This window comes from Acetobacterium wieringae, from assembly GCF_026646375.1.
Lineage (GTDB): Bacteria > Bacillota > Clostridia > Eubacteriales > Eubacteriaceae > Acetobacterium > Acetobacterium wieringae_A.
Map to the genome: position 1 here is coordinate 46,071 of NZ_JAIPPU010000003.1, position 24,835 is coordinate 70,905.

Below are 24,835 nucleotides of genomic sequence, written 5' to 3' on the forward strand. Positions count from 1 at the left end.
AATGAAATACTATATAATTGAATGAACAATTAAATAAATCATATCCCGAAAAACAATTATACCTCTAAAATTTCCGTTTCTTTATCTTTTAGAATGGTATCAATGTTTTTAATCTCTTCGTCCGTTACCTTTTGAATTTCTTTTTCACCTTGTTTTAAATCATCCTCAGTGATCAGACCTTCTTTTTGTCCGTCCTTCAGTTCCTGAATGGCGTGACGACGAATGTTTCGCATGGCGACCTTGCATTCTTCACCGTACTTTTTAACCAGCTTAACCAGCTCTTTACGACGCTCCTCGGTTAACTGGGGAATCAGTAAGCGAATGATTTTACCATCATTGGAGGGATTAAAGCCCAGATCAGACTTGAGGATGCCTTTTTCAATGGCCGGAATAGCGGTAGCATCATAAGGGCTTACAACGATCATGCGTGGCTCAGGCGTACTGATGTTTGCCAACTGATTCAAACTTGTCGGCGATCCATAATAATCTACCATGACCTTGTCGAGAATTCTTGGATTGGCGCGGCCAGCCCGGAGACTTCCCAAACTTTCATTAAGATTTTTAAGGGCTTTATCCATTTTTTCATTTGCTGTGGCTTTGATCTCATTAACCATCTTCTATACCTCCTGAATAATTGTTCCGATTTTTTCGCCCATAATTGCACGTAAAATATTTTTAGGTTCATTTAAACCAAACACAAGAATAGGGATGTGGTTATCCATACATAATGAGGTTGCTGTCGAATCCATCACCTTCAGGCCCTGATTCAGCACATCAATGTAAGATAATTCAGAATAGCGGACTGCATCCGGGTTAACCAGGGGATCTGAATCGTACACCGCATCAATGCTTTTTGCCAAGAGGATAATTTCAGCATCAATTTCCGCTGCCCGTAGGGCAGCCGTTGTATCGGTTGTGAAAAAGGGATTTCCGGTGCCGCAGGCAAAGATAACAACTCTTCTTTTTTCGAGATGTCGAACGGCTTTTCTTCGGATATAGGGCTCGGCAATTTGTTTCATTTCAATTGCAGTTTGAACCCGGACGGGCACGTCCATTTCTTCCAGAACATCCTGTAAACCGAGGGCATTGATGCAGGTGGCAAGCATTCCCATGTAGTCGGCGGTAGATTTGTCCATCCCTTCACCGCTTCGTCCCCGCCAAAAATTACCACCACCGACAACAATGGCTATTTCTACTCCCAATTCAAAGACCTCTTTGATCTGGCTGCAGATCGATTGTACCGTCGGCGTATCAATACCATGGCTGGTTGTACCGGCTAATGCTTCTCCACTTAATTTTATGATGACACGTTTGTATTTCGGTTCCAATAAAACTCCCCCTTTCATTTTCTTTATTATATCGTAATGTGAAATAATTTACAATCGAATCAACGGTAAAAAAAGAACACGAATGTGTTCTTTTTCAGCGTTTATGCGTTTAATTGCTTCGCTACTTCTTCGGCAAAGTTTTCTTCTTTTTTCTCTAAACCTTCACCCATCTGGAACCGAGCAAAGCGACGGATTTTGACATTTTCGCCGATTGTCATAATTTGCTCTTTAACCAGATCTTCAATTGTCAGATCTGGATTCTTAACAAAAGGTTGTTCCAACAGACAAATTTCTTTGTAATATTTGCTGACGCGGCCTTCAACCATTTTATCAACGATTTTTTCTGGTTTGCCTTCATTGAGCGCCTGAGCTCGAAGAATTTCTTTTTCTTTTTCAATTTCTTCCACTGGCACTTCTTCTTTGGTTACATATAAAGGATTGGCTGCGGCAATGTGCATTGCCACGTCTTTAACAAAATTTTTGAATCCTTCGTTTTTAGCAACGAAATCAGTTTCGCAGTTAATTTCGACGAGTACGCCAATTTTTCCACCCATATGGATATATGCTTCAACGATTCCTTCAGCGGCAACGCGACCAGCTTTTTTGTTCGTCGCAGCCAGTCCTTTTTCCCGCAGATAAACCATTGCGTCTTCGATATTTCCGTCTGTTTCAACAAGCGCTTTTTTGCAGTCCATCATTCCGGCACCACTTTTAGCGCGTAATTCTTTTACTAATTTTGCGTCCACTTTTCTCCTCCTGATCGTAATTATAAATTATTCTGCTTCAGTAACTTCAGCAACTTCTTCGACTTCTTCAACGTCGCTGACAGCTTCTTCGACGACAGCTACCGGTGCTGCTTCAATTTCTTCTTCGACTTGTTCGCCCTGACGTCCCTCAATAATCGCATCAGAAATAACAGAAAGGATTAAAGCAACCGCACGAATCGCATCATCATTACCAGGAATGATATAGTCAATTTCATCAGGATCGCAGTTTGTATCTACGATACCGATAATTGGAATACCCAGTTTTTTAGCTTCAGCAATCGCAATTCTTTCTTTCTTTGTATCAATAACAAAAATTGCTCCAGGAACACCCTTCATATCTTTGATGCCACCCAGGAATTTTTGTAATTTTTCACGTTGACGTTTCAGCTGAATAACTTCTTTTTTAGGTAGAAGATCAAAGGTTCCATCTTCTTCCATTTGCTCTAGTTCATTTAATCGCTCGATTCGTTTGCTGATGGTTCCGAAGTTAGTTAGAGTTCCACCTAACCAACGGTGATTCACGCAATAGCTGCCGCTTCGTTTTGCTTCGCGTTCGATGCTTGTCTGCGCTTGTTTTTTGGTTCCGACAAAAAGAATTTCTTCACCGTTTTCAGCCAATTCTTTGACAAAAGCATAAGCTTTTTCAATTCGTTTCACAGTTTGTTGCAAATCAATGATGTAGATACCATTTCTTTCTGTGAAAATATATGGAGCCATTTTTGGATTCCATCGTCGTGTCTGGTGCCCGAAATGCACCCCTGCTTCTAATAATTGTTTCATTGAAACACATGCCATAATTCGTTCCTCCTTGGTTTTTCCTCCATCCTCATCAATCAAGAACATCGACCAGTAACCGGCACCTGATGTCTCTGAGAGAATGTGTGTAATACATACCGATATATATTAACATAATGTTTTGACAAACACAAGATATATTTTTTAAAGTAAATATTTTTGATAATTATCCCGCTTTTCAGAGATATTGAAGACGCGTTCCACATAATGTATATCAATAATAAAATCGTCCTGTTCGTAATCTGAAGCATAAAAGGATATTTCTTCGAGTAATTTTTCCATCACGGTGTGCAACCGTCGAGCCCCAATGTTTTCGTCTTCTTCGTTTTGAAGATAGGCGATTTTAGCAAGATATCGGACTGCATCATCCTCAAAAATCAGATTGACATCCTCGGTTCGGATCAACTGTTGGTATTGTTTAATGACCGAGTTTTCAGTATGTGTCAGGATCTGAATAAAGTCATCTTCAGTCAAACTGTCCAACTGGACACTGATCGGGAAACGGCCCTGGAGTTCCGGAATCATGTCAGAGATTTTTGACACATGAAAAGCTCCGGCTCCAATAAACAGAATAAAATCGGTTTTGATCGGACCATATTTGGTATTAACCGTACTGCCTTCAACAATCGGCAAGATATCCCGTTGAACGCCTTCACGTGACACATCAGGTCCGTGGTTGTTGCCGTTACCAATAATTTTATCAATCTCGTCGATAAAGATAATGCCGTTCTGTTCAGCATCCTTGATGCCCTGCTCATTGACCTGATCCATGTCAATCAGCTTTTGGGCTTCCTGATTGATCAGGATTTTTCGAGCCTCAGAGATTTTGACATTTTTCTTTTTTTTCTTTTGAGGCAAAAAGTCGCCGAGAATATCATTCATATTAAATGACATACTATCGCTGTTCATTCCCTGCATAATACCAATGGTTTTTGAACCATCATCATCCACTTCAATCTCAATCATCTGATCTTCCAGGCGACCGGCAGCCAAATCCTTTGATAGTGCTTCCCGTTTTTCTTTTTTGGTCTGTTCTTTTTCAGCATCCCCTTCCAGCTCCGATAGTGTTGGGGTTGTCGGCGGGGATGGTTTCATGAAGATGTCAAAGGGGGTTTTTAGGGTTTCTTTGACTTTTTTTGAGGGAACCAGAATATCCAGAATAATTTTATTGGCATTTATTTCGGCTTCGGCATAAACTTCTTTCATTTTTTCCTGTTGGACGTTTCGGATGGCTGTATTGACCAGATCCCGAACCATCGACTCAACATCGCGACCAACATAACCAACTTCGGTAAATTTAGTGGCTTCAACCTTGATAAATGGCGCTTTCACGAGTTTTGCCATTCTTCGGGCAATTTCGGTCTTCCCTACTCCGGTGGGTCCAATCAAGATGATGTTTTTGGGCGTGAACTCATCAATCAGATCAGTGGGTAACAATGAGCGGCGATAGCGGTTTCGAATCGCCACAGCCACAGCTTTTTTGGCTGCTTCCTGACCAATGATATAACGGTTTAGTTCAGTAACGATTTTTTTAGGTGTTAATTCTTTCATTAGCATTCTTCCGTTTCTATAATACTTCAACAGAAATATTATTGTTGGTAAACACGCATATTTCTGAAGCAATTTTTAACGATTCAAAGACCATTTCTTCGGCACTAAGATTTGAATGACTTTTTAAAGCTCGGGCTGCAGCAAGTGCATAAGATCCACCCGAGCCTATCGCCGCAACATCATCATCCGGTTCAATGACTTCGCCGTTTCCTGATAATACCAGGGTTTCGGCCTCGTCCATGACGATCAGCAGGGCTTCAAGTTTTCTAAGAATCTTATCCGAGCGCCACTCCTTAGCCAATTCAACTGCGGAGCGTTTTAAATTACCATTGTACTGTTCAACCTTATGCTCGAATTTTTCGCACAGGGTAAAGGCATCGGCAACCGATCCGGCAAACCCCACCAGGATTTTATCATGATAGATTCGTCTGATTTTCGTGGCTTTGTTTTTCATGATTGTTTTTTCGCCCATGGTTACCTGACCATCTCCAGCTATGGCGACTTGACCGTTATGACGGATTCCTACGATGGTTGTTGCATGAAACATAGTTATTCTCGCTTTCTTAACACTTTTTCTTTAATTTATTCGGCAGTTGGTGCTTTATAACCGCAATCTTTTTTATCGCAATAGATCGATTTACGTTTTCCCAGGCCTTTTTGAAACAGCGTTGATCCGCAGACCGGGCATTTCTCGGGAATGGGCAAATCCCAGTTCATATAGTCGCAATCCGGGTAATTATTGCAGGAATAAAAGGTTCGCCCGGTTTTTGAGGTTCGTTTAACAATATCCCCGCCGCAAACAGAACAGATCCCCCCGGTTTTTTCAAAATAAGGTTTGGTATTTTTACAGTCCGGAAAGCCGGGGCAAGCTAAGAAACGGCCATATTTACCCTTTTTAATGACCATTCGGCGTCCACACAATTCGCAATCCACATCGGATTCAGGATCAGCGATGGTTACCGATTCAGCCTTTTCCTGGGCATTGGTCAGTTCTTTTTCAAAACCCTGGTAGAAGGTTTTTAGCAATTCAACCCAGTCAGTTTGGCCATCTGAAACGGCATCAAGACGATCTTCCATTTCGGCGGTAAAGGAAATATTAACCACATCACTGAAATATTCCTTCATCAGATGGGTTACCATGACACCAAGTTCGGTCGGCTTAAAATGTTTATCTTCCACTTCCACATAATCCCGGTTTTTAATGGTTGCAATGGTCGGGGCATAGGTACTGGGTCGACCAATGCCCTTTTCTTCAAGGATTTTAACCAACGACGCCTCGGTATAGCGGGCTGGAGGCTTGGTGAATTTCTGCTCTTTTGTTGTCTTAAGCCGTTCAAGCGCATCACCGATGACCAGTTCCGGCAAGATGCTGTCATCATTTTTACCAGCACCTTTACTAACCCGGGTAAAGCCATCAAACTTTTGGGTTTCACCTTTGGTTTTAAAAATCAGATTGCTGCAGGCGATATCGACATCGGTAACGAAATACTGGGCATCCGCCATCTGACTACAGAGCAGTCTTTCCCAGATCAGCTTATACAAGCGATACTGATCTGGCTCCAACGAATTGCGGGCCTCTTCCGGAGTCAGCATTACGGATGACGGACGAATGGCTTCATGGGCATCCTGGACATTTTTCTTCTTTCCGGCTTTTTTTTCGGTGCCCAGATAATCATTGCCAAAATGCTGTTTAATATATTCCTTGCTCTCGGCAATCGCTTCGTCGGCAATCCGGGTTGAGTCGGTTCTTAAATAGGTGATCAAACCCGTCAGGCCGCTGCCTTTAATATCAACCCCTTCGTAGAGTTGCTGGGCCAGACGCATGGTCCGTTGGGTGGTAAAACCCAGGACCTTATACGCTTCCTGCTGAAGGGTGCTCGTGGTAAAGGGGAGCGGTGGCTTTTGATAACGGATCCGCTTTTTAACATTTTCAACAACAATCGGATGGGCTTCCACTACTTTTTCCAGCCGAGACGCCTCTTCTGCATTGGTAATGGTCTTCTTTTTGCCATCTTCTGAATAGAATTTGGAGATGAACGTTTTATCGTCATCAGCTTTTTTTAAAAGCAGTTCCAGATTCCAATACTCTTCAGGAATAAAAGAGGCAATCTCCTCCTCCCGATCGACAATAATTCGAGTGACAACGGATTGAACCCGACCGCCACTAAGCCCCTTCTTCACCTTTTTCCACAAAAAAGGACTTAGTGAATACCCAACCAGTCGATCCAGAATTCGTCTTGCCTGTTGTGAATTGACTAAATCGATATCAATTGTTCGTTTGTTTTCAATGGCCGCATTGACCGCTTTTTTGGTAATTTCATGAAACTCAATCCGACATTTTGTCGCTAAATCGATGTCCAGAAAATTTGCCATATGCCAGGATATTGCTTCCCCTTCCCGGTCGGGGTCAGTGGCCAGATAGACCTGATCGGCTTTTTTGGCCGCATTTTTCAGTTTTTTTAGTAATTCTGCTTTGCCCCGGATTTTTATATAGTCCGGTTTAAAATCTTCTTCTATATTAATACCAATTCGGCTTTTGGGCAGATCAATGACGTGTCCCATCGTCGCTTCAACTTCGTAGCCTTTTGGTAAATACTTCTTAATCGTTTTTGCTTTTGCCGGCGATTCAACGATAACCAAGGTTTTACTCATTGAATACCTCCTTCTCTTTTATATAGTAACGACGCTTTTTTCTTTAAATAGCAACATTATAGCAAATCTTTCCACAAAATACAAACTTATGCAGTCGAATATAACGCATTGTCCTTAAATTAGCAGGATATTTCCGTATTTAATTTGAATGATCTCTGTTATTTCCATCATCGTCAGCAGACTAGTCACCTGATTGATGGGTAATCCGGAGCCTGCCACCAAATCGTCAATGGTGCGATAACCCTTTTTAATCAGATCAAAGAGTAGCTGTTCATCTGGATTGGCCAGTTTTAATTCAGTCTGCTTATTATATGGATCAGTCTTTGCTTCTGAGTGATCCGTGTATTGATTGAATAAAACATAATCTTCTAAAATATCGCTGGGATCGGTAACAAGTTTTGCACCTTCTTTTAGTAATTGGTTTCCGCCAGCCCAGTTGCTGCTGCCAATGTCCCCAGGGATTACATAAACATTTTTGCCCTGTTCCAAGGCATGGTTGACTGTGATCAGTGAACCGCTTTTTTTACGGGCTTCAATCACCAGAACTCCCTGCGAAAGCCCACTGATGATTCGATTTCTTTGCGGAAAGTGATATGGCAGGGGTTTTTCACCCAGATTAAATTCACTGAGCAGCAGACCTTTTTGGGCCATCAAATCGAATAACTTTTGATTGACTCGAGGATAGCAGATGTCCATGCCGGTTCCTAAAACGCCAATCGTGCTTCCCAATTCATTGATGCTGCCCCAGTGACTCTTGCCATCAATGCCATCGGCTAAGCCGCTGACAATGGTAATTCCGACTGACGAAAGAGACTGTGAAAATAATTTGGTGTATTTTTCGCCGGCTATCGTAGGGTTGCGGGAACCGATTATTGCAATCGATAGCGGTGCTTGTAGCAACGACAAATCGCCTTTGGCATAAAGCGCCAATGGCGGGGTGTAAAGATTTAAGAGCGATTTTGGAAACTGAGGGTCATGACGCAAAAGCAGACTAATTTTATTTTTTTCTAAAAAAGATAAATCCTTAGTTGCCTGCACCAGCGAACGGGACTGGCAAAAATCATTGACAGTCGTTTCATCAATGATTTTCGTCTTTAAAAGGGCTTCGGGTTTTAATGAATAAATCACATCAGGAGACATAAATTGTTCGATCAGCATATTTTTTTGTTTGAGGGATATTTTTTCAAGACGCAGAAACCATAACCAATAGATTAAATCTTTCACCTTTTTCTTGTTCCCTTCGTATTTTGGATCACGTAGTGTATCATCATTATAATGGCAAAGAAAAGTGTTGGCAATCAAAAAGACCCGACGCTGACATCAAATCTCAGCGTCGGGGATCTTTTAACAATTATAATTATTCAATGACTTTTAATTCGGTATTGATATTCTGTGTGACATCCTGGCCAAACCATTTCATGGATAGCTCGGTTAATTTTCCGTTTTCTCGTAATGCATCCAGTGCCGTATTTAACTGTTCATTGAAGGCTGTGTCGGCTTTTCTTACGGTGATGCCGATGGGTTCATTTGATAATACATCGGATGAAATTGTGTAGACATCAGGTTTTAGTGTTGTGTAGAATTGAGCGACACTGACATCAGTCATAATATTATCAATTTGCTTTCCTTCCAGAGCGGCGAAGGCATCAAGCATAGCATCATATTTATTTATAGTATATTCGACGTTTTCCTGGGTTTTTAAAGCCTCCGCAGCATAATCAGCGGTGGTTTCAATTTGAACACCGACTGTTTTTCCAGCAAGATCCTTAGGTGTTTTTGCTGGTGTTGCATCTTTACGTGAGACAATGACAATCCCATTGGCAAGATAAGGATCGGTCATGTTAAACCCGCTTAAACGCTCTTCTGTAATGCTGGTTCCTGATAAAACAATATCATATTGATTGGCGTTTAAGCCATTGAAAATACCATCCCAAGCTGTAGGAACCCATTTAATCTCAACCCCGAGTTCATCTGCCAGGGCCTGACCCAAGTCGATATCGAATCCGACCAGTTCATTGTTTTCATCACGGAACTCCAATGGCAAATACATATCATTGGTTCCGGCAGTTAATACTCCATCAGCTAGTGGATCTACGTTACTGGTAGATTTACTACCACAGCCGGTTAAAAACAAGGCAACTCCTAACACAATTGTTATGAATACATAACTTTTTCTTTTCATTTTTTCCTCCTACGATATAAGTATCGTCTTTCATTATATTTGGCCATGCATAAAAATTCAAGTTATATTTCCCGAAATTAAATAAACAGCTGAAATTCAGGGTTTCATTTCAGCTGTTTATCGTTTTTTTACTAAATTTTTCTAATCTGCCCGACTGCCGGGAATTAAAAGAACCGAGGCCGAAGCATGACGAACAATATTATGGCTGACACTGCCCAAGAAAATTTCTTTAATAAAGCCTCGCCCCTGGGTGCCCATCACAATCATGGGAATTCGTTCCTCGTCAACCAACTTAATAATCTCTGATGTGGGTATGCCGTAACGGATCTTTATTTCTACTTCAACGGTATTGAGTAATTGTAATTCATCTTTAAGCTTTTGGAGGCGGCCATTGTCTATTTCATTAAACTCAACCAATCGATGGAGCAGATAAGGGTTTATTTTGGATTCATCTTGAATATGAAAAATCGTCACCTTATTGACGCCCTGTTTGACCATCGCTTTAACATATTCAAAGGCAATATCAGCATTTTCAGAAAAGTCGGTGGGAAACAGGATATGATCGATTTGATCATCTGAATTTCGGACAGTTTGATCCTGATGATTGTCCTTAACGAGCAGGATGGGTTTTGTAGAACCATAGATAATATCGTAAGCAACCCCACCTAAAAAAAGGGCACCTACCATGGAGTGCTTCTCAGCTCCGACAACAATTAGAGCGTAATCACCGTCTTGGGCAATCTGATTGATTTCACTTTTCAGATTGCCAGAAATAATTTGAGTTTTTACGGTAAATCCCTGCTCAATTAGGAGCTTGGACTGATTTTTCAGGTTCTCATTAAATATGGATGTTAAATAGGAGGAAACGCCAGAGTCAACGTCATGGGGATTAAAACATTGAAGCAGTAAACATTCCGTCGCACCCAGAGCACGAAGACTTCGGATACATTTCACCATCTCATTCGATGCGTTGGAAACCTCGGAAACAACGATTATCTTTTCAAACATATCAATCCTCCATAATTATAAAATAAAATTGTTATTCTATTTTATAACCTTTTGCGAATTGATTAAACGCACAATCAGAAATTCATCTCTATTTTTTACGGACTTTGAATCGTCTCGTCCAGTAGCATATTTTTTAGTGTTACGAAGTCGTCACCCTCTGTCTTAATCAGGTGTAACGAATTGGTCATGTTTTCTGAGAGTTTTCCCAGGGTTATCTGATGATTCTTTATAAACGCATCTGTCTTTGACTGATACGCAGTTATTGCTTGCTGAATCTTCTGATTGGTGGTTGACTCGAGTGTTGCTATGTGTGCTTTGAGCAGCATTATTTCATCGGATAGCTGTTCATTCATTTTAGTTAAATCATTATTTTCTGTGAGTAACGCACTGCGTTCCTTAAGAATGTCCTCATATTGATATTTTAGGACATCTTTTTTGGGCAGATTTTGGTCAGTTGAACAACTTTGCAAAGCTGTTTCGGCCGGATTTTTGGTGGCATAGGTTTCAAGTTCAGTACTTAACTCCCGAACCATCGATTTAAGCTGATCCAGTTGTGCTTTCATTTCTTGGCTTTCCTGTTCATAGCTCAAGTATTCTTCGAGTTTAGTTTGTGCGTCGATGACGGCATTGCCAGGATGTTCATCAAGCGCTTCAACCGGTTGTGGCCCTGGGTTAATACTCAATTCATTAACCAGGCGATTCAATTCGTCATTTTCTCTTTTTAACGCATCAATTTGATTTGACATTTCACTTTTTGAACTCTTACAGTGATTATACATTTCCCCATATTGATCACGTTCCTGTTTTAACATTGTTATCATGGCAGCGTATTCTTCAAGTCGATTATTAAAAGACTCTTCGGCACTGCTTAAGCTATCGGTTAGATTGTCAATATACTCGGTGACCTGTTTTTTGTTGTATCCGCCCATTTCTTTTCCAAAAGATAATTTTGTTTTTGATTTTACTGACTTATCTCTGAGTTCATCTAAGGTTAATTGTTCGGATTTTTTTGCCATGATTAATCATACCTTTCTAAAATTATTGCCTAATGACAAGACGCTGCGTGATTTCTAAGTTGTATTTTTGGCAGGAGCCAGACTTAAGCTCCAGTACCCAGTATGCATTTTTGACATGGGGACTGACTTTTCCTGGTGCCATGTCGTGTTGCAGATGCACAATTTCACCTTCTTTAGAGATAAAAATCACATCAATCGAAAATTTCATCCCAAAGGTATGAACCTGATTGCATTTTTTGAGTAAGAGTCCCTGATTATCAGCTAATCCGGGGGTTCTTAATAAACCGACCAATCGGGTGACGAAATAATCCGCGACTTGTATTTCACTAAATAAGAGTGTATCATTCTTAAATATACGACATGTTTTCATCTATTATACCCCTTAACCAAACTGTTTAACAAGCTGTAAAATTGTAGGCCCTAAAAGAACGATAAACAGAACCGGAAGAACGAAAAATACCAGTGGAATCATCATTTTAACCGGTGCTTTCATGGCTTTTTCTTCGGCTCGTTGTCTTCTTTTTATCCGTAATTCTTCGGATTGTGCTTTTAAGACATGATTGATGGGAATACCCAATTGTTCAGCCTGAATAATTGAACCCACAAAGGTTTTCAATTCTTCAACCGAATTACGATCAGCCAAGCTTTTGAGGGCATCTTTACGGGGCTTCCCATAATTAATTTCAGAATGAACAATATTCAGCTCGGCCACCAGAACACCACTTAAGCGTTCGCCAATTTTAATCAAAGCCGAATCAAACCCCAGTCCAGCTTCCATGGTGACACAAAGGATGTCCATAATATCCGGTAGTTCATTAGATATTGCCCCTTGACGTTTGTTTATTTTGAGTTTTAAAAAAACAACTGGTGCGATAATCCCCAATAACATACAGACAAATACGAATAATAATTCATTTAAAATATTCCAACGGGTGAACAAAGTTATAAAAAACCCGCCAATAAAAAAACCACCAAAAACAACAATCCGGATCGCATTATACTCATTGACGGCAAGCTGAAGTCCGGCGAGTCTGAGATTTGTCTCGGTTTTTTTATTTGTGGCGCTCCCTTTTTTAGGAAACAGTGATGATATTTTTTTGATTAACGACTGATAAATGGGCAGAATGACCCGTTGAAAAAAAGGTTTCTCAAACTCATCATCAAGATCGTTTTTATTTCTTTTTTTAATCGAACCAAGTCTTTTCCTTTTGGTATCGGCAATGCTCGCCTGATTGTAAAACATGATTAGAATCAGGATAAAAATCAGTGATGAAACACTGATCACCAAAAAAACCATCTGCGTCACCTCATTTCTTTACGTATTTAGTCGTCAGAATTTTATATTGACGATTCTTCGGATAATCAAGTAGCCAATCACTTCCATGATAATGGCAATGACTACCATGGCAATACCAAGATTGGATTCAAAGAATATGGTTATATAATCGGGATTAAATAGCAAAAATACAAGAATAATTACCAAGGGCATTAAACCAACAACCAGGCCGGAAGTTCTGGCGGTCGCTGTCAAGACTTTGATCTCATTTTTAATTTTAAACCGTTCTTTGATCGTTCCCGAAATATTGGTCAAAATTTCGGAGAGATTGCCGCCGGTCTGACGCTGAATCAGGATTGCAGAAACAATCATCATAAAGTTTTGGCTGCCTATTTTATCGGACAGCCGGGTTAAAGACGTTTCAATGGAACTGCCTAATTTTAACTCCTTAACCACCCGACCAAATTCTTCAGAGATAGGGTTTGGCATTTCAGTTGAAATGCTGACCAGCGCCTGCTGAAAGGTGAGACCAGCTTTTAAACAACTGCTCATAATACTGATGGCATCAATTAATTGCTGTTCAAACAATTCGACCCGGGCAGCTCGTTTTTTGTTCACATAAAGCGGTGGTACAAGCAGTCCAAACAATAACAAGATAATTGAAAAGACAATATTTCCACCCATCATAAAGATCAGCGTTGACGGAATCATCGCCAAGCCAATCCAGATAAGCAGAAATTCAGACGGTCTGATTAAAATTCCGGACATGGACAAATCATTTTCCAGTTTTTTAAGCACCTTGTGTTTAGATTTTTCCCGATTTTTCCGGGCTTTTTTTAAATTTGTCAAGTCGGCGGTACTCAGGTTTGTCAAGCCGTTAAACCGCTTTTGCATCTGGCGCTGATCCGCTGAAATGGCATAAAGTAACAGCAATACCAGAAAAAATACAGTCAGCATAATGAGAAAGGTGATAATTATTGCATTCATTGCATTACTCCAATTAAGATCAGTTACTCAATAAACCAGTCGTCATTGATCATCACACCGTTATGGGCAATTTTCTCTAAACATCGAGGCTTGATCCCCATGCTTTTGAAGCGCCCTTTGAATTTTCCATCAGTATCCAATTGTCCAGTCATTTCATAGCTGAAAATATCCTGCATTACGATGACATCCCCTTCCAGGCCAGTAACCTCTGTTATATTAACCACTTTTCGGGTCCCATCCCGGAGTCGGGACTGTTGGATGATGATGTCAATGGCTGAAGTCGTCTGATCCCGGATTGCCCGTAATGGCAAGTCCATACCGGACATCAAAACCATCGTCTCAATACGCGACAGAGAGTCTCGCGGTGAATTGGCATGAATGGTGGTCAATGAACCGTCGTGGCCGGTGTTCATGGCCTGAAGCATGTCAATGGTTTCTGCCGAACGAACCTCTCCGACAATGATCCGATCCGGCCGCATTCGCAGGGCATTGACGACCAGTTCCCGAATTGAAACTTTCCCCCGTCCTTCCAGATTGGATGGCCGACTTTCTAGGGTGATGACATGATCCTGTAATAACCGAAGTTCGGCCGAGTCCTCAATGGTGATGATCCGTTCGTTATCTGGAATAAAACTGGAGAGCACATTGAGCATGGTTGTTTTTCCGCTGCCGGTTCCCCCTGATACAATAATGTTTAGCTTGCCCTTAACACAAGCTTCCAAAAACGACAGCATTTTTTTTGATATCGAACCAAACCCCAACAATTGATCCGTGGTAATTGGTTTTTTGGAAAACTTTCGAATGGTAATAACCGGCCCGACCAGAGAGAGCGGTGGAATCACCACGTTGACCCGGGAACCATCCTTTAACCGGGCATCCACCATCGGACTGGACTCATCAATATGACGGCCTACTGAAGAAACAATTCGGTCAATGACATTCATCACATGTTGATTATCTTTGAAGACTACTGGTGATAATTGAATTTTCCCCTTTTTTTCAATATAAACCCGGTTGTAACCATTAACCATGATTTCGGAAATATCCGGATCTTTTAAAAGTACTTCCAGTGGTCCATAGCCGATAATCTCATTGAGCAATTCTTCGGTGATACGGCTGCGATCCAGACGGTTGACATTTTCCGCTTCAACCGCCATAACATTTTCCAGAATTCGCAGGATTTCAATCGGATTCTCTTTACCAACAGTGTCAACTTTGCTGCTGTTTATTTCATTAATTACTTCCTGATGAACCCGATTCTTCAGATCTTGATGGATATCAACATGAATAATGTCCTTTTTTCCTTCTTCCTGGGTCTTGTCTTTTTGTCCCAGCCGTTGTTGTTCCATTCTTTCCAGCAATCCCATTTTCTTACCTCATTTATTGATTCTTTCTTAATTAACTGACTCGATGGTCAATGGTATGGACGATATGTTGGGCGAGTTTTTTTAGGTTTTTGCTAATTTCCGATTTAGGTGCGTCCAAGACAATGGGGATTCCCTTGTTATGAGCTGTCGTCGCTGTCTTGAAATCAAAAACGATGGTGTTCTTTGCAGGCTCATTTAAAACTCGCTGCATATCTTTTAAGCTGATCAACCCCTTTGTTAGCCGATTGATCACCAGTTCTGTTTTCTCTTTTTGTTGCAGGGACTCAAGAATATTAAGGGTAATTTTGGTATTGCGCAAAGTTGAGATATCCTGAACGGTAATCAGGAGAATCAGGTTTGAATTCTCAATGGCCGCCATGGTAATATCGCTGAACACCGGTGCCGTATCAATCAGAATATAGTCATAGAAGGGGCGCATGGTATTAATCATGGTTTCAATGTTTTTAGGGGTCACATACTCTGCATACTCAGGGCTTTTGGGGGCACAGACAATGCTGACCCCAGAAAAATGCAAGGCCATCATCCGTTTGATGGCATCAATATCGCCAGCATCATTACCCTGAGATAATTCAGAAATGGTATCCTTCGGGTCAATGTCAAAGTAAACATTGACATCGCCAAATTGAAGATCAGCGTCGATAACTGCAACCTTTTTGCCCATTTTTGCCAGCGATACTGCTAAATTTATCGTTATCGTTGTCTTGCCAATCCCGCCTTTGGCTCCGAATACTGTGATAATCCGGGATTGCATATTATTGGATGCTGTGATATCCGCATTTTCCAATCGGGATTTTTCCATGTAATGGGCCCATTCAATATTATCCATCAACGAATCGGCATCAATGGGAAATTGTAATACTTTGCGGATCCCGGCCAGCATGACTTTTTCAATCATTCGCACGTCAAAACTGTCACAGATGAGAATCACTGCGCATCCAGGAATACGAATATATATTTTTTCAGCCAGATCAATGGCTTCTTTGTAATCATCTTCACATTGAATAATCAACACATGGGGTTTCAGGCTGATGGCTTTTTCCAGAACATTTTCATCCTGTTTTGAAAAACCGATAAATGCTACATTGTCATTTCGCAGCAAGCTTTTAATTTCATAGATCCGATTGTCATTGTTACCAACAATCATTACCTTTATCTTTTCCATAGAATTTACCCCATTTTTTTATCATTTATAAATTACTAGACGTTCATTAAATCAGTTTACTGGCATGAAGGGCTTTGGTCCTATAATGGCCTTATCAACCGGAGATCGGAGTACCAGACGATATTTGGGAGTTTGATCGATATTTAGTGCATAGGTGATTTTTTCAACCTCGGTTGCCGGAACCGATACCGTCACTGAAGTGTACTCCCCCCCTTTATCGCCACTGCTTTTAGGACCTATTTCCAATATTTCAATATTTTCGACAACATATTCACCAACAATTGTTTTATCCTGTTTAATCCAAATCGTCACAAGATCAACATGATCTCCTTTGACTAAATATCCGCCGACACCTTTTTCTTCATCGACCAGAATTGTCAATGCCCGATAATTCGGTTCAATGGCATAGGATAAATTATTGTTTTCCTGATTGGTATCACTGAGACGACTGGTCAGGATCTGTTCATTGGCTTCAATGTTTTCTTTGGTGATCCGTCCCAGAACATCTTCCTGATTGGCAATTGACAGTTGATGCACCATCTCAACGGGGATTTCTTCTGTTTTTAACATCTCTTTATCAATAACGGTCCCCTTGGGAATGGCCTGTGCTGCCATAACAACCGGTTGTGTTTCCTGATCCTTACCTTTTTGCAGGGATATTGCAAATTGAAAAACAGCAAATCCGGTGATCACCGATACGATCAACGCAATTATTACGAGTTTTTTCATCGATTTCTCCATTCAACTGATTAGTGGGTTTATAAGTAATACTTACCCACTAGGCAGACAATTATTAATTATTCTGAAAGGATCAAATTATATAATCCAAAATCCCCATCGGTTCCTTCTCCAACATTGCTTCCGGAAGAAGCACCATTTGATACCATGTTTAAAAAAGAACCGGTGATGTAACCATCATTCGTCTGGTTTTCCAATAAAAATGCTGCAAAACCTTCGACTACGACTGTTTTTTTATCGACACCATACGAATAAACCGGAACCTTGACAATTCGTGGACAAGTGGGTTCAAAATTGTCTGAAGTACAACCATCACCGCCGCTAAGGGCTCCAAAATGGGTGCAGGCTGTGTATCGTTCTTCAAACCCCTGATAAGTCGGGCCCACCATATTTCCACTCTCTTCAAGCAGTACATCACCAACACTGATTTCTCCGGCGTAACCCTGCGTAATCCAAATCCGATAATCGCTGGCGCCGCCCCCTTGACCATCCAGATCCAAAGCACCAAAGAATGACGGCGATTCGTCCGGCGTACGATCTTGAACTCCATATTTCAGGGTGACATGGGTCAGGTTATTGCTGGCAATTCGGGCATCCATTTCATCTTTAGTTAAACCAATCGGTGCAACTCCTGTGGTTCGGATAACAGGTGACAGTTTGGCTACAGCCGTTCGCGAAAGATCAAGGTAATCAATCCCAAATATTTTGGCAAAATGCATAGGCACGGCATTATCGACGGTCACGCGTATTTCCGTATACTGACCATTGCTTATCTTTCCTAAAATGATGTCCTCCTGGGTCAGATCATTAAATCCGTTCAGACTTGCATAATTAATTGAACTGTTTTTTATCTGATTAATTTTTGTTGTATTTCCCGTTTCGATTGGTAGTAAGCGTCCCGCTGAATAGACGGCAGCATCTGCAGCTTTTTGTTGCTCTCCTGTGCTTAAAAAAGCCAAACCCAGATCAATTACTAAAGCCAGCATTCCCATAATAAATACCATCGAAACGGCCACAATAATCAATGCGTCACCTTGTTCAGATTTTTTTATCCATCTAAAAGGAAATTTTTTAAGTAGGTTAATTATCTTTGTCATTACTCCACCTTCATAGTACAGGATGAAGAAAGATTCATGGTCTCACCCTGAACAAAGACGCCAACAATTGGGGTCAATATATTCACATCATCACTGATAACGATAATTACATCACCAAGGCGGGGGTTTGATGTGTTTGTAAATGTAATGCTAATGTTCATCGTGTCAGCAATATTTTCCGGGGCAATTTCCCGGACATGCTCTTCAATCGCGGTTTTGCTGGCTGAATGAACGATCGCATAGCGCGCGCCTTCTCTCGAGCAATAATCAATACTGTTTTGATTCATAAACAGCCAACCAAAATCGATGATTGCGCACAAAATCATAATCAAAATTGGCAGGGTGATTGCAAGCTCAACAATCGCTTGCCCGTCTTCTTTTTTTATCCTCTTGATTATGTTTGCAAACATATTTCCTCCCTGATCATTCATCCTGAAGATCTGATTTATTTAATGTAACTGGAGTAGATCGTTTAGCCGATTAAAAAAGGCATATTGATTACGTCCGGCAGAAATCTCCACTTTGACGTTGCCAATATGCCACTGGTTTCTTCACAGTAAACACAATAACTACCTATAGTCTTTATGCTGCTAATTGGGTTCCGATGTCTGTAAAAAATTGACCAATTTGTGGGCCCAGCAACCAGATGGCAGCAATGGCAGCCAATGCAATCCCAGCAATAATCAAACCATACTCAACCATGCCTTGTCCATCTTCTTCTCTGATCATGCGTGATAATACGTTTTTCATTTTGTTTTCTCCTTTTATTTAGTATTCTCGGTATATTTCTATTAATCGATCGTTTAAGCTGCTAATTGAGTTCCGATATCGGTAAAGAACTGTCCAATTTGTGGACCCAGTAACCAGATGGCAGCGATGGCAGCCAATGCAATCCCGGCAATAATCAAACCATACTCAACCATACCCTGTCCATCTTCTTCTCTGATCATGCGTGATAATACGTTTTTCATTTCTTTCTTCTCCTTAAAATAAATTTATTGAATCGTTGCTTTGTCAGGCTATTATTTATGCAGCCATTTGCGTCCCAATATCGGTAAAGAATTGACTGATTTGTGGTCCTAGCAGCCAGATAGCAGCAATAGCAGCTAGTGCAATCCCGGCAATAATCAAACCATATTCAACCATGCCCTGCCCATCTTCTTCTCTGATCATGCGTGATAATCCGTTTTTCATATCAAATTCTCCTTAATGGATTTAATATTTGTTAGTCTAACTAACATGTGTTATTATGCTGCTAACTGGGTGCCGATATCTGTAAACATTTGCCCGATTTGAGGCCCCAATAGCCAAATGGCAGCAATGGCAGCCAATGCAATCCCGGCGATAATTAAGCCATACTCAACCATGCCCTGTCCATCTTCTTCTCTGATCATGCGTGATAATCCGTTTTTCATTTTTTCTTCTCCCTTTTTTATATTTTTTTGTAGTTGTTACATTTTCGCTGTGGTTTAAAACAACATTCTAAAATCCATCAGATAATTTGTATTGATAAGATTTAGAATTAATACAGATACAAAACTGGAAGCCATAAAGGGTCCCAGGGCTACCTTTGATTTCAAATTACCTTTTCGTCTAATGATCAAGTAAGCTGTGTAGATCATCAGAAAGAAAGTCATTATCATAATCGCAGATATTATTCCATAAACACCCAAACAAAAACCAACTGCAGCAGCATATTTTACGTCTCCCCAACCAGCGCCCTTTCCAATTATTGCCGGTAAAAAGAATATAATAAAACCAATTACTAAACCAACGATATTGATCCCGATACTGGTAATGGGTTGTCCGGTAATGATGAAGGCACCTCCTACGAATAACGTCATTAATACCAGCTCATTGGGGATTTTTTTGATGCTAATGTCTACCGCAGAAAGGATGACACAGATCGAAAATAGTAACATACATTCCAGTGTTTTTGGTTCAAGTCCGTTGAGCTTTACAAAGACCAACCATATGGTTGCGTTAAGAATCGCCCAAAAGATTGTTTTTGTAACACTGCCGGACAACTGATGATTTGTCAAAGTCTTGACTCTCTGACTGATCAAATAATCAGTCGTTTTTTTCATCAATACGCCGGTTACTGCTCCAGTTATAAAAACTTCTACAGCTATCAGTAAATGATCCATCAGCATCCTCCATTAATTTTTTGTAATAAAAAAGCAACGATTTGCTCGTTGCAATAAAGGCGAATTAAATACACCTATAAACTGCAACTGGCTGTCATGTAAATACTTATTTAGACCCTATAGCTTTGCGTCCTTACCTTTCGATAAGTTTGCCAAATATTAAATTGATCAACACCTAAATTATATAGAATAAAAAAACAACGCATTGACACGTTGCATTATAATCATCATAAAAAGATGAGGCTGTGCAACTGGCTGTCATATAAATAATTACTTAGACCCTAAAGCTTTGCGTCCTTACCTTTCGATAAGTTTGCTAAATATTCTATTGGCATCATAATAAGGCATATATTGTCAATTGTCAAGCGAATATTTTGATTGTTATTTTTTTATTTTATTTATAGCAGTAATATTTTGATCAAAATGTTTTAGATTATTTCTGAAATTAAATACAAAATATTCATTATATGCGTCGATGTTTCTTGTGCATCAATCGTATTTTGATTAATATTGTTGTTTAGTTTTGTGATATTATTATCAATTATCTGTTGTATTATAATAATCTAATGTTTCTGCCATATTTCATCTGTCACTTGTCCACTCGCGAAAACCGTTAATCAATACAGAAGAAATACAAAAAACAGTTGAGTTGATATATGCGACATAATATATAGATATGCGCTTCATCATCAGCCACCAATGTCCAATAAAGATTTCTTAATGATTGTTTAATAATAATTGACAGAGGTCATAAATTATGCTAGTTTATATGCAGTTAGATATATCTAACACGTAAGAATGGAGGGCACCTAATGAGCATCGTTATTATTGGCGGAAATGATCGCATGATTTATCAATATAAAGATCTGTGCAAAAAGTATGATTGTCGGGCTAAAGTTTTCACCCAAATGCAAGGTACACTGAAAAAGAAAATCGGTGTCCCAGATTTGATTGTGTTATTTACGGGGACAGTTTCTCATAAAATGGTAAACTGTGCGACCGATGAGGCAAAAAGACTCAATTTACCCCTGGCACGGTCACATAGCAGCAGTTTGGCTGCATTACGAAACATTTTGGAAGAGCATTGTTCTCGCTGTGAGAATTGTGAAGGATGTGTTTTAAAACCACACATCCGAAAGATATAGTCATGAATAAATTCGAGAAAGAATTGATACGCCACTGCTCGCCTACATTAGCTGGTATGAAAACCGGAAATTTATTCAGTTATCCCTTTACCAGTTATTGTCAACTTGCAGAACAGTTGGATCAGTGTAATGATATGTTGAATGCTCGCGGGGTCTATCTGGAGGTACTCAGAGTAAATTCAAGTCGGGTTTTAATCTATGTTTATCGTCAAGGTCGACTGAGTAAAGACTTTTCTTGTCCTCGGGTAAGTAGCTTTCTTCAGGATATTGGCTACCATACCAACGATTTGAAGACCTGTCTGGAGTTTTTATCCAAACGGATTCAGATTTCCAACGAATTTCCCCATGAGATCGGCTTGTTTTTAAGTTATCCCTTTGAAGATGTTCAAGGATTTATTGAACATGAAGGAAGAAACTGTAAATATTGTGGTTGCTGGAAAGTATATGGTAACGAAAATGAAACAATCAAACTTTTTAACAAATATAAAAAATGTACACAAACTTACTATCAACGGTTGCTCAGTGGATCATCACTTATGAGATTAACTGTTGCTGCCTAGCTGAAAAATTGACTGTTGTGATTGCTCTGTGAAAGGCCATCCATCTGATATTAACTAAAATGAATGGCCTTCTTAAATGGTTTTTGGGTTAATCGATCATTTACAAGTTTATTTTTCATCAGTTATTTCAAAGATTCGATTAAAAATGCTTTCTGCCACTACAGAATCCAGTGGTTTACTGAAAAGATAGCCCTGAATATAGTCACAACCGCCGCGTTTTAATTCCCAATATTGATCCCAATCCTCGATTCCCTCTGCGGTAATTTCTAGCTTTAGACTGTGTGCTAATGAAATTAGACTATCCATAACATGATTGTTTTTGAGATTCAGAAATTTTTCATTGATGGATTTATCCAACTTAACTTTATCAACCGGTATATATGTCAGATAATTTAGCGATGAATAGCCGGTACCAAAGTCATCCAGGGCGATTTTAAAACCAGCATCTTTTAATCCCTGTAAAAAAGACATCGTTTCAGTATCATTCTCCAACAGAATGCTTTCTGTAATTTCGAATTCAATCATTTCTGGTTTAACTGAATAAGCCGTTATAAGTTGCCCCAGATATGCGATAAAATCTTTATCCTTCAATTGCTTACTGGAATAATTAATCGCAATTATTTTTTCTCCGAGCCCCATATCTCGCCATTTAGCAAATTGTTCAATAGCAGTTTTAGCAACCCAACGGCCGATATTAATAATCAGACCGGTATCTTCTGCAATTGGGATAAATTGATCTGGTCGGATGTTATGATCTTTAAATCGCAATAATGCTTCGAACCCATGGATTTGAGCTGAGCGCAAGTCGACTTGTGGCTGATAGAGAAGTTTGAAACCATCTGTTTCTAAGGCTTCTCGAATAATCGCTTCTATTTCGATTCGAGTATTTATAATATCTTTCATTTCAGAGTAAAAAAAGATGTAGTTGTTTTTGCCGCTATGTTTAACATGATACATCGCTGTATCGGCATTCATTATTATTTGATTGATATCACAACTGTCTTCCGGAAAACAGGTTAATCCCATACTGATATTGATATTATTGGCTTTGTCGTTGAGTACAAATGTTTTGTCAAAGGCTGCTTTTGTAGTTTGGGCGAATTTTTCAACTTCCTGCGTTCCATTAACATTTTTCAATAAAATCAGGAATTCATCACCGCCAAAACGGGAAACAAATGTCTTTTCGTTGGATATGTTACTGAGTCGATGGGCAATCATCTTTAAGATCTCATCACCATAGACGTGACCCTGGGTATCATTGATCGCTTTAAAGTTATCGATATCAAACAATAAAACGGCTCCAGGTTTGCCAGAGTCCAATGCATCAGAGAGTTTTTCTAAAAAACTCATTCGATTTGGTAAATCGGTTAAAAAATCATGGGTAGCAAGGTATTCAATATAGTCTTCCTGTTCCTTCATTCGTGTCGTATCCATAAGAATTCCATGAATTTGTTTAATAACACCATTTCCCTGGGATATTCCTCTGCCCCGGAATAATATCCATTTCACTTTATTATTCTCATCGTTAATGGGAATCTGAATATCAATCTCATTTTTACGCCCATCACAGTACGATTGTATTTCAGATAATAATCTGTTTTTGTGTTCCGGATCAGTTAATCGACCCAATAAATCTTCAAATTTTTCATTTTCATTGAGGATTCGATTGACATAAGAAATGTTATCAGATATCAAAATTTGGTTGGTATCTAAATCCAATTCCCAAACAGCACTGTTTGTAATTTCTGTAGCAATGGCATATTTCTGGTTCAGGATTCCGACCTCCTTGAGACTTTTTTCGATAACCTCATACTGTGATCTTAATTTGTCTTCTGTTTTTTCAAGATCATCATTGGTTATTTTCAGTTTTTCATAACTTTCCTGTAATTGTTTTTGAATGGCACGCCGTTTTAAATTATCGACGATAAGAATTAATGAAACAATCAAAAGAAAAAGTATCAGAACCCCGATGCTAACAAAAAATTCCCGGTATTTTTCCAGGAGCGAAGGTTCTTTATTAATTAATACCGCATTTTGGGGAATCAACGTCTCGGGAATATTGTATTTTTTAATGAGATCATAATCAAATATATAGTAATAGGGTGTATCCTCAATGAGACCCATTGACTCCACGGACTTGCCATTTAATATATCCATGATCAAATTACCAGAGATCCGTCCAAATCCCTCATAGTCAATCAGTTTTCCGCCCAATATGCCTTCGCCAATACCGCCAATACTGGTTCGATAGACCGGTATCGTGGTATTATCTTTTAAAAACTGATATTGATCACTTAAGTCTTTGACAACACCGTTTTTGTCCTGATTCATACTCAGATATAAAAGAATTGTATCGTTATCCAGATTTTTAAGCACTTCCGCAAACTCAGCAAAGGTATAATCCGATACGTTTAAAACTCGAAAATCAAGATCGTTGAATTCACTTTGAGTAGCCAGAAATTGCCCCTGATCACCTTGTCCGGTCAGGGATGAGTCCACAATACCAATAACTTGTGAAGCTTCGGGATTGAATTTATTGGCGATTTTAATCGTTTCGACCATTGAAAATTTTTCGAACATTCCGGTAAAGTAAGGGCTTTCAGCCGCTGACTTTCCCCGATCGAAGTCATTGATTCCGAAAAAAACCACTGGTGTTTGGGGAAACAGCGTATCGTGATAATCAATCATAAACTGCAAGGCATTATCATCTCCAACGAGTACGGCGTCATAAGGCGGTAGATTTTTTAATTTATAAGCAAGATTTTCATAAAACAGTTGTTTGTTCTCCGCAGTATCCAGCCGTTTTGTATCCATATATTCGATATCCAGACTGACTTTCTCATCAAGGGCAGATTGAATCCCCTTGATTTGCAGCGGAACCGTTGGGAAACTTTCACTGTATGAACTGATAAACAACACCCGTTTATTTTCATTAAGGGCATGGCCGATCATTGGAAAACAGAGCAACAAAATCATGCTTGTAAAAGCGACTCCCAATATTACTGTAATGATGATTTTTTTTAATTGAATTCTCAT

Annotated in this window: 27 protein-coding genes and 2 riboswitches; of the genes, 2 read left to right on the forward strand and 25 right to left on the reverse strand. The window is 39.7% G+C overall.

Annotation, left to right across the window (positions count from 1 at the left end):
- Positions 1-56: 56 nt before the first annotated feature.
- The 24 genes from frr to Q7P33_RS03765 all read right to left on the reverse strand — a co-directional run bounded on the left by frr (position 57) and on the right by Q7P33_RS03765 (position 20,094).
- Positions 57-614 carry a ribosome recycling factor gene (frr, locus tag Q7P33_RS03650; protein ID WP_303867453.1) on the reverse strand — a complete coding sequence of 186 codons (558 nt, stop codon included), beginning with the start codon at positions 612-614 and terminating at the stop codon, positions 57-59.
- Positions 615-617: 3 nt separating this feature from the next.
- A complete protein-coding gene (gene pyrH / locus Q7P33_RS03655; RefSeq protein WP_303867455.1) occupies positions 618-1,346 on the reverse strand; it encodes a UMP kinase in 729 nt (242 codons plus the stop codon).
- 83 nt (positions 1,347-1,429) lie between these two features.
- Positions 1,430-2,074 carry a translation elongation factor Ts gene (tsf, locus tag Q7P33_RS03660; RefSeq protein ID WP_303867457.1) on the reverse strand — a complete coding sequence of 215 codons (645 nt, stop codon included), beginning with the start codon at positions 2,072-2,074 and terminating at the stop codon, positions 1,430-1,432.
- A 27-nt stretch (positions 2,075-2,101) separates the two neighbouring features.
- Positions 2,102-2,890, reverse strand: a complete 789-nt coding sequence (gene rpsB, locus Q7P33_RS03665) for a 30S ribosomal protein S2 (protein WP_303867459.1) — start codon at positions 2,888-2,890, stop codon at positions 2,102-2,104.
- Between the two features lie 144 nt (positions 2,891-3,034).
- Complete coding sequence (gene hslU, locus Q7P33_RS03670) at positions 3,035-4,441, reverse strand: ATP-dependent protease ATPase subunit HslU (protein ID WP_303867460.1); 1,407 nt, start codon at positions 4,439-4,441, stop codon at positions 3,035-3,037.
- 16 nt (positions 4,442-4,457) lie between these two features.
- Positions 4,458-4,988, reverse strand: coding sequence for an ATP-dependent protease subunit HslV (gene hslV, locus Q7P33_RS03675; RefSeq protein ID WP_303867462.1), 531 nt, complete (start codon positions 4,986-4,988; stop codon positions 4,458-4,460).
- 35 nt (positions 4,989-5,023) lie between these two features.
- The gene (gene topA, locus Q7P33_RS03680; protein ID WP_303867464.1) at positions 5,024-7,093 is read right to left on the reverse strand and encodes a type I DNA topoisomerase; all 2,070 of its coding nucleotides are present in this window, start codon (positions 7,091-7,093) and stop codon (positions 5,024-5,026) included.
- A gap of 114 nt (positions 7,094-7,207) precedes the next feature.
- A complete protein-coding gene (gene dprA, locus Q7P33_RS03685) occupies positions 7,208-8,251 on the reverse strand; it encodes a DNA-processing protein DprA (RefSeq protein ID WP_303867465.1) in 1,044 nt (347 codons plus the stop codon).
- Between the two features lie 199 nt (positions 8,252-8,450).
- Positions 8,451-9,275: an ABC transporter substrate-binding protein gene (locus Q7P33_RS03690; protein WP_303867467.1), complete on the reverse strand. Its 825-nt coding sequence runs from the start codon at positions 9,273-9,275 to the stop codon at positions 8,451-8,453.
- A gap of 141 nt (positions 9,276-9,416) precedes the next feature.
- Positions 9,417-10,283, reverse strand: coding sequence for a universal stress protein (locus tag Q7P33_RS03695; protein WP_303867468.1), 867 nt, complete (start codon positions 10,281-10,283; stop codon positions 9,417-9,419).
- Between the two features lie 95 nt (positions 10,284-10,378).
- Positions 10,379-11,299 (reverse strand): hypothetical protein, encoded by a 921-nt coding sequence (locus Q7P33_RS03700; protein WP_303867470.1) that lies wholly within the window; start codon positions 11,297-11,299, stop codon positions 10,379-10,381.
- A 22-nt stretch (positions 11,300-11,321) separates the two neighbouring features.
- On the reverse strand, positions 11,322-11,669 hold the full coding sequence (locus Q7P33_RS03705) for a DUF192 domain-containing protein (RefSeq protein ID WP_303867471.1): 348 nt from the start codon (positions 11,667-11,669) through the stop codon (positions 11,322-11,324).
- Between the two features lie 12 nt (positions 11,670-11,681).
- Positions 11,682-12,596, reverse strand: coding sequence for a type II secretion system F family protein (locus Q7P33_RS03710; protein WP_303867473.1), 915 nt, complete (start codon positions 12,594-12,596; stop codon positions 11,682-11,684).
- A 33-nt stretch (positions 12,597-12,629) separates the two neighbouring features.
- On the reverse strand, positions 12,630-13,562 hold the full coding sequence (locus Q7P33_RS03715) for a type II secretion system F family protein (RefSeq protein ID WP_303867474.1): 933 nt from the start codon (positions 13,560-13,562) through the stop codon (positions 12,630-12,632).
- 23 nt (positions 13,563-13,585) lie between these two features.
- Positions 13,586-14,929: a CpaF family protein gene (locus Q7P33_RS03720; RefSeq protein WP_303867475.1), complete on the reverse strand. Its 1,344-nt coding sequence runs from the start codon at positions 14,927-14,929 to the stop codon at positions 13,586-13,588.
- 31 nt (positions 14,930-14,960) lie between these two features.
- Complete coding sequence (locus Q7P33_RS03725) at positions 14,961-16,112, reverse strand: AAA family ATPase (RefSeq protein WP_303867476.1); 1,152 nt, start codon at positions 16,110-16,112, stop codon at positions 14,961-14,963.
- Between the two features lie 51 nt (positions 16,113-16,163).
- Entirely contained in the window at positions 16,164-16,841 is a 678-nt protein-coding gene (gene cpaB, locus Q7P33_RS03730) for a Flp pilus assembly protein CpaB (protein WP_303867478.1), read from the reverse strand.
- Positions 16,842-16,909: 68 nt separating this feature from the next.
- Entirely contained in the window at positions 16,910-17,947 is a 1,038-nt protein-coding gene (locus Q7P33_RS03735; protein WP_303867479.1) for a Tad domain-containing protein, read from the reverse strand.
- Entirely contained in the window at positions 17,947-18,357 is a 411-nt protein-coding gene (locus Q7P33_RS03740; RefSeq protein WP_303867480.1) for a TadE/TadG family type IV pilus assembly protein, read from the reverse strand. The genes Q7P33_RS03735 and Q7P33_RS03740 overlap by 1 nt, the downstream gene beginning before the upstream one ends.
- Positions 18,358-18,529: 172 nt before the next feature.
- A complete protein-coding gene (locus Q7P33_RS03745) occupies positions 18,530-18,697 on the reverse strand; it encodes a Flp family type IVb pilin (RefSeq protein ID WP_148637096.1) in 168 nt (55 codons plus the stop codon).
- A 53-nt stretch (positions 18,698-18,750) separates the two neighbouring features.
- Entirely contained in the window at positions 18,751-18,918 is a 168-nt protein-coding gene (locus Q7P33_RS03750) for a Flp family type IVb pilin (RefSeq protein ID WP_148637096.1), read from the reverse strand.
- 55 nt (positions 18,919-18,973) lie between these two features.
- A complete protein-coding gene (locus Q7P33_RS03755; RefSeq protein WP_303867482.1) occupies positions 18,974-19,141 on the reverse strand; it encodes a Flp family type IVb pilin in 168 nt (55 codons plus the stop codon).
- Between the two features lie 53 nt (positions 19,142-19,194).
- A complete protein-coding gene (locus tag Q7P33_RS03760; protein WP_084633732.1) occupies positions 19,195-19,362 on the reverse strand; it encodes a Flp family type IVb pilin in 168 nt (55 codons plus the stop codon).
- 54 nt (positions 19,363-19,416) lie between these two features.
- On the reverse strand, positions 19,417-20,094 hold the full coding sequence (locus Q7P33_RS03765) for an A24 family peptidase (RefSeq protein ID WP_303867483.1): 678 nt from the start codon (positions 20,092-20,094) through the stop codon (positions 19,417-19,419).
- A gap of 79 nt (positions 20,095-20,173) precedes the next feature.
- A riboswitch (cyclic di-GMP riboswitch) is annotated at positions 20,174-20,258 on the reverse strand.
- A gap of 79 nt (positions 20,259-20,337) precedes the next feature.
- Positions 20,338-20,422: riboswitch (cyclic di-GMP riboswitch) on the reverse strand.
- A 484-nt stretch (positions 20,423-20,906) separates the two neighbouring features.
- Between Q7P33_RS03765 and Q7P33_RS03770 the strand changes: the two genes are divergently transcribed.
- On the forward strand, positions 20,907-21,239 hold the full coding sequence (locus tag Q7P33_RS03770) for a DUF2325 domain-containing protein (RefSeq protein ID WP_303867484.1): 333 nt from the start codon (positions 20,907-20,909) through the stop codon (positions 21,237-21,239).
- A 2-nt stretch (positions 21,240-21,241) separates the two neighbouring features.
- Positions 21,242-21,799, forward strand: a complete 558-nt coding sequence (locus Q7P33_RS03775; RefSeq protein WP_303867485.1) for a DUF3793 family protein — start codon at positions 21,242-21,244, stop codon at positions 21,797-21,799.
- 108 nt (positions 21,800-21,907) lie between these two features.
- On the opposite strand, the gene Q7P33_RS03780 is transcribed toward Q7P33_RS03775, so the two are convergent.
- Positions 21,908-24,835: an EAL domain-containing protein gene (locus Q7P33_RS03780; RefSeq protein ID WP_303867486.1), complete on the reverse strand. Its 2,928-nt coding sequence runs from the start codon at positions 24,833-24,835 to the stop codon at positions 21,908-21,910.

What these genes read in the sequence shown, in the direction of transcription:
- Q7P33_RS03725 (WP_303867476.1), bottom strand. Translation starts at nt 16,112, where the DNA reads ATGGAAAAGATAAAGGTAATGATTGTTGGTAACAATGACAATCGGATC.
- Q7P33_RS03740 (WP_303867480.1), bottom strand. Translation starts at nt 18,357, where the DNA reads ATGTTTGCAAACATAATCAAGAGGATAAAAAAAGAAGACGGGCAAGCG.
- pyrH (WP_303867455.1), bottom strand. Translation starts at nt 1,346, where the DNA reads ATGAAAGGGGGAGTTTTATTGGAACCGAAATACAAACGTGTCATCATA.
- Q7P33_RS03770 (WP_303867484.1), top strand. Translation starts at nt 20,907, where the DNA reads ATGAGCATCGTTATTATTGGCGGAAATGATCGCATGATTTATCAATAT.
- cpaB (WP_303867478.1), bottom strand. Translation starts at nt 16,841, where the DNA reads ATGAAAAAACTCGTAATAATTGCGTTGATCGTATCGGTGATCACCGGA.
- rpsB (WP_303867459.1), bottom strand. Translation starts at nt 2,890, where the DNA reads ATGGCATGTGTTTCAATGAAACAATTATTAGAAGCAGGGGTGCATTTC.
- Q7P33_RS03720 (WP_303867475.1), bottom strand. Translation starts at nt 14,929, where the DNA reads ATGGGATTGCTGGAAAGAATGGAACAACAACGGCTGGGACAAAAAGAC.
- topA (WP_303867464.1), bottom strand. Translation starts at nt 7,093, where the DNA reads ATGAGTAAAACCTTGGTTATCGTTGAATCGCCGGCAAAAGCAAAAACG.
- Q7P33_RS03775 (WP_303867485.1), top strand. Translation starts at nt 21,242, where the DNA reads ATGAATAAATTCGAGAAAGAATTGATACGCCACTGCTCGCCTACATTA.
- hslV (WP_303867462.1), bottom strand. Translation starts at nt 4,988, where the DNA reads ATGTTTCATGCAACAACCATCGTAGGAATCCGTCATAACGGTCAAGTC.
- hslU (WP_303867460.1), bottom strand. Translation starts at nt 4,441, where the DNA reads ATGAAAGAATTAACACCTAAAAAAATCGTTACTGAACTAAACCGTTAT.
- Q7P33_RS03700 (WP_303867470.1), bottom strand. Translation starts at nt 11,299, where the DNA reads ATGGCAAAAAAATCCGAACAATTAACCTTAGATGAACTCAGAGATAAG.
- Q7P33_RS03755 (WP_303867482.1), bottom strand. Translation starts at nt 19,141, where the DNA reads ATGAAAAACGGATTATCACGCATGATCAGAGAAGAAGATGGGCAGGGC.
- Q7P33_RS03705 (WP_303867471.1), bottom strand. Translation starts at nt 11,669, where the DNA reads ATGAAAACATGTCGTATATTTAAGAATGATACACTCTTATTTAGTGAA.
- Q7P33_RS03710 (WP_303867473.1), bottom strand. Translation starts at nt 12,596, where the DNA reads ATGGTTTTTTTGGTGATCAGTGTTTCATCACTGATTTTTATCCTGATT.
- Q7P33_RS03695 (WP_303867468.1), bottom strand. Translation starts at nt 10,283, where the DNA reads ATGTTTGAAAAGATAATCGTTGTTTCCGAGGTTTCCAACGCATCGAAT.
- dprA (WP_303867465.1), bottom strand. Translation starts at nt 8,251, where the DNA reads ATGCTGATCGAACAATTTATGTCTCCTGATGTGATTTATTCATTAAAA.
- Q7P33_RS03780 (WP_303867486.1), bottom strand. Translation starts at nt 24,835, where the DNA reads ATGAGAATTCAATTAAAAAAAATCATCATTACAGTAATATTGGGAGTC.
- frr (WP_303867453.1), bottom strand. Translation starts at nt 614, where the DNA reads ATGGTTAATGAGATCAAAGCCACAGCAAATGAAAAAATGGATAAAGCC.
- Q7P33_RS03760 (WP_084633732.1), bottom strand. Translation starts at nt 19,362, where the DNA reads ATGAAAAACGGATTATCACGCATGATCAGAGAAGAAGATGGACAGGGC.
- Q7P33_RS03765 (WP_303867483.1), bottom strand. Translation starts at nt 20,094, where the DNA reads ATGGATCATTTACTGATAGCTGTAGAAGTTTTTATAACTGGAGCAGTA.
- Q7P33_RS03690 (WP_303867467.1), bottom strand. Translation starts at nt 9,275, where the DNA reads ATGAAAAGAAAAAGTTATGTATTCATAACAATTGTGTTAGGAGTTGCC.
- Q7P33_RS03735 (WP_303867479.1), bottom strand. Translation starts at nt 17,947, where the DNA reads ATGACAAAGATAATTAACCTACTTAAAAAATTTCCTTTTAGATGGATA.
- Q7P33_RS03715 (WP_303867474.1), bottom strand. Translation starts at nt 13,562, where the DNA reads ATGAATGCAATAATTATCACCTTTCTCATTATGCTGACTGTATTTTTT.
- Q7P33_RS03750 (WP_148637096.1), bottom strand. Translation starts at nt 18,918, where the DNA reads ATGAAAAACGTATTATCACGCATGATCAGAGAAGAAGATGGACAGGGT.
- Q7P33_RS03745 (WP_148637096.1), bottom strand. Translation starts at nt 18,697, where the DNA reads ATGAAAAACGTATTATCACGCATGATCAGAGAAGAAGATGGACAAGGC.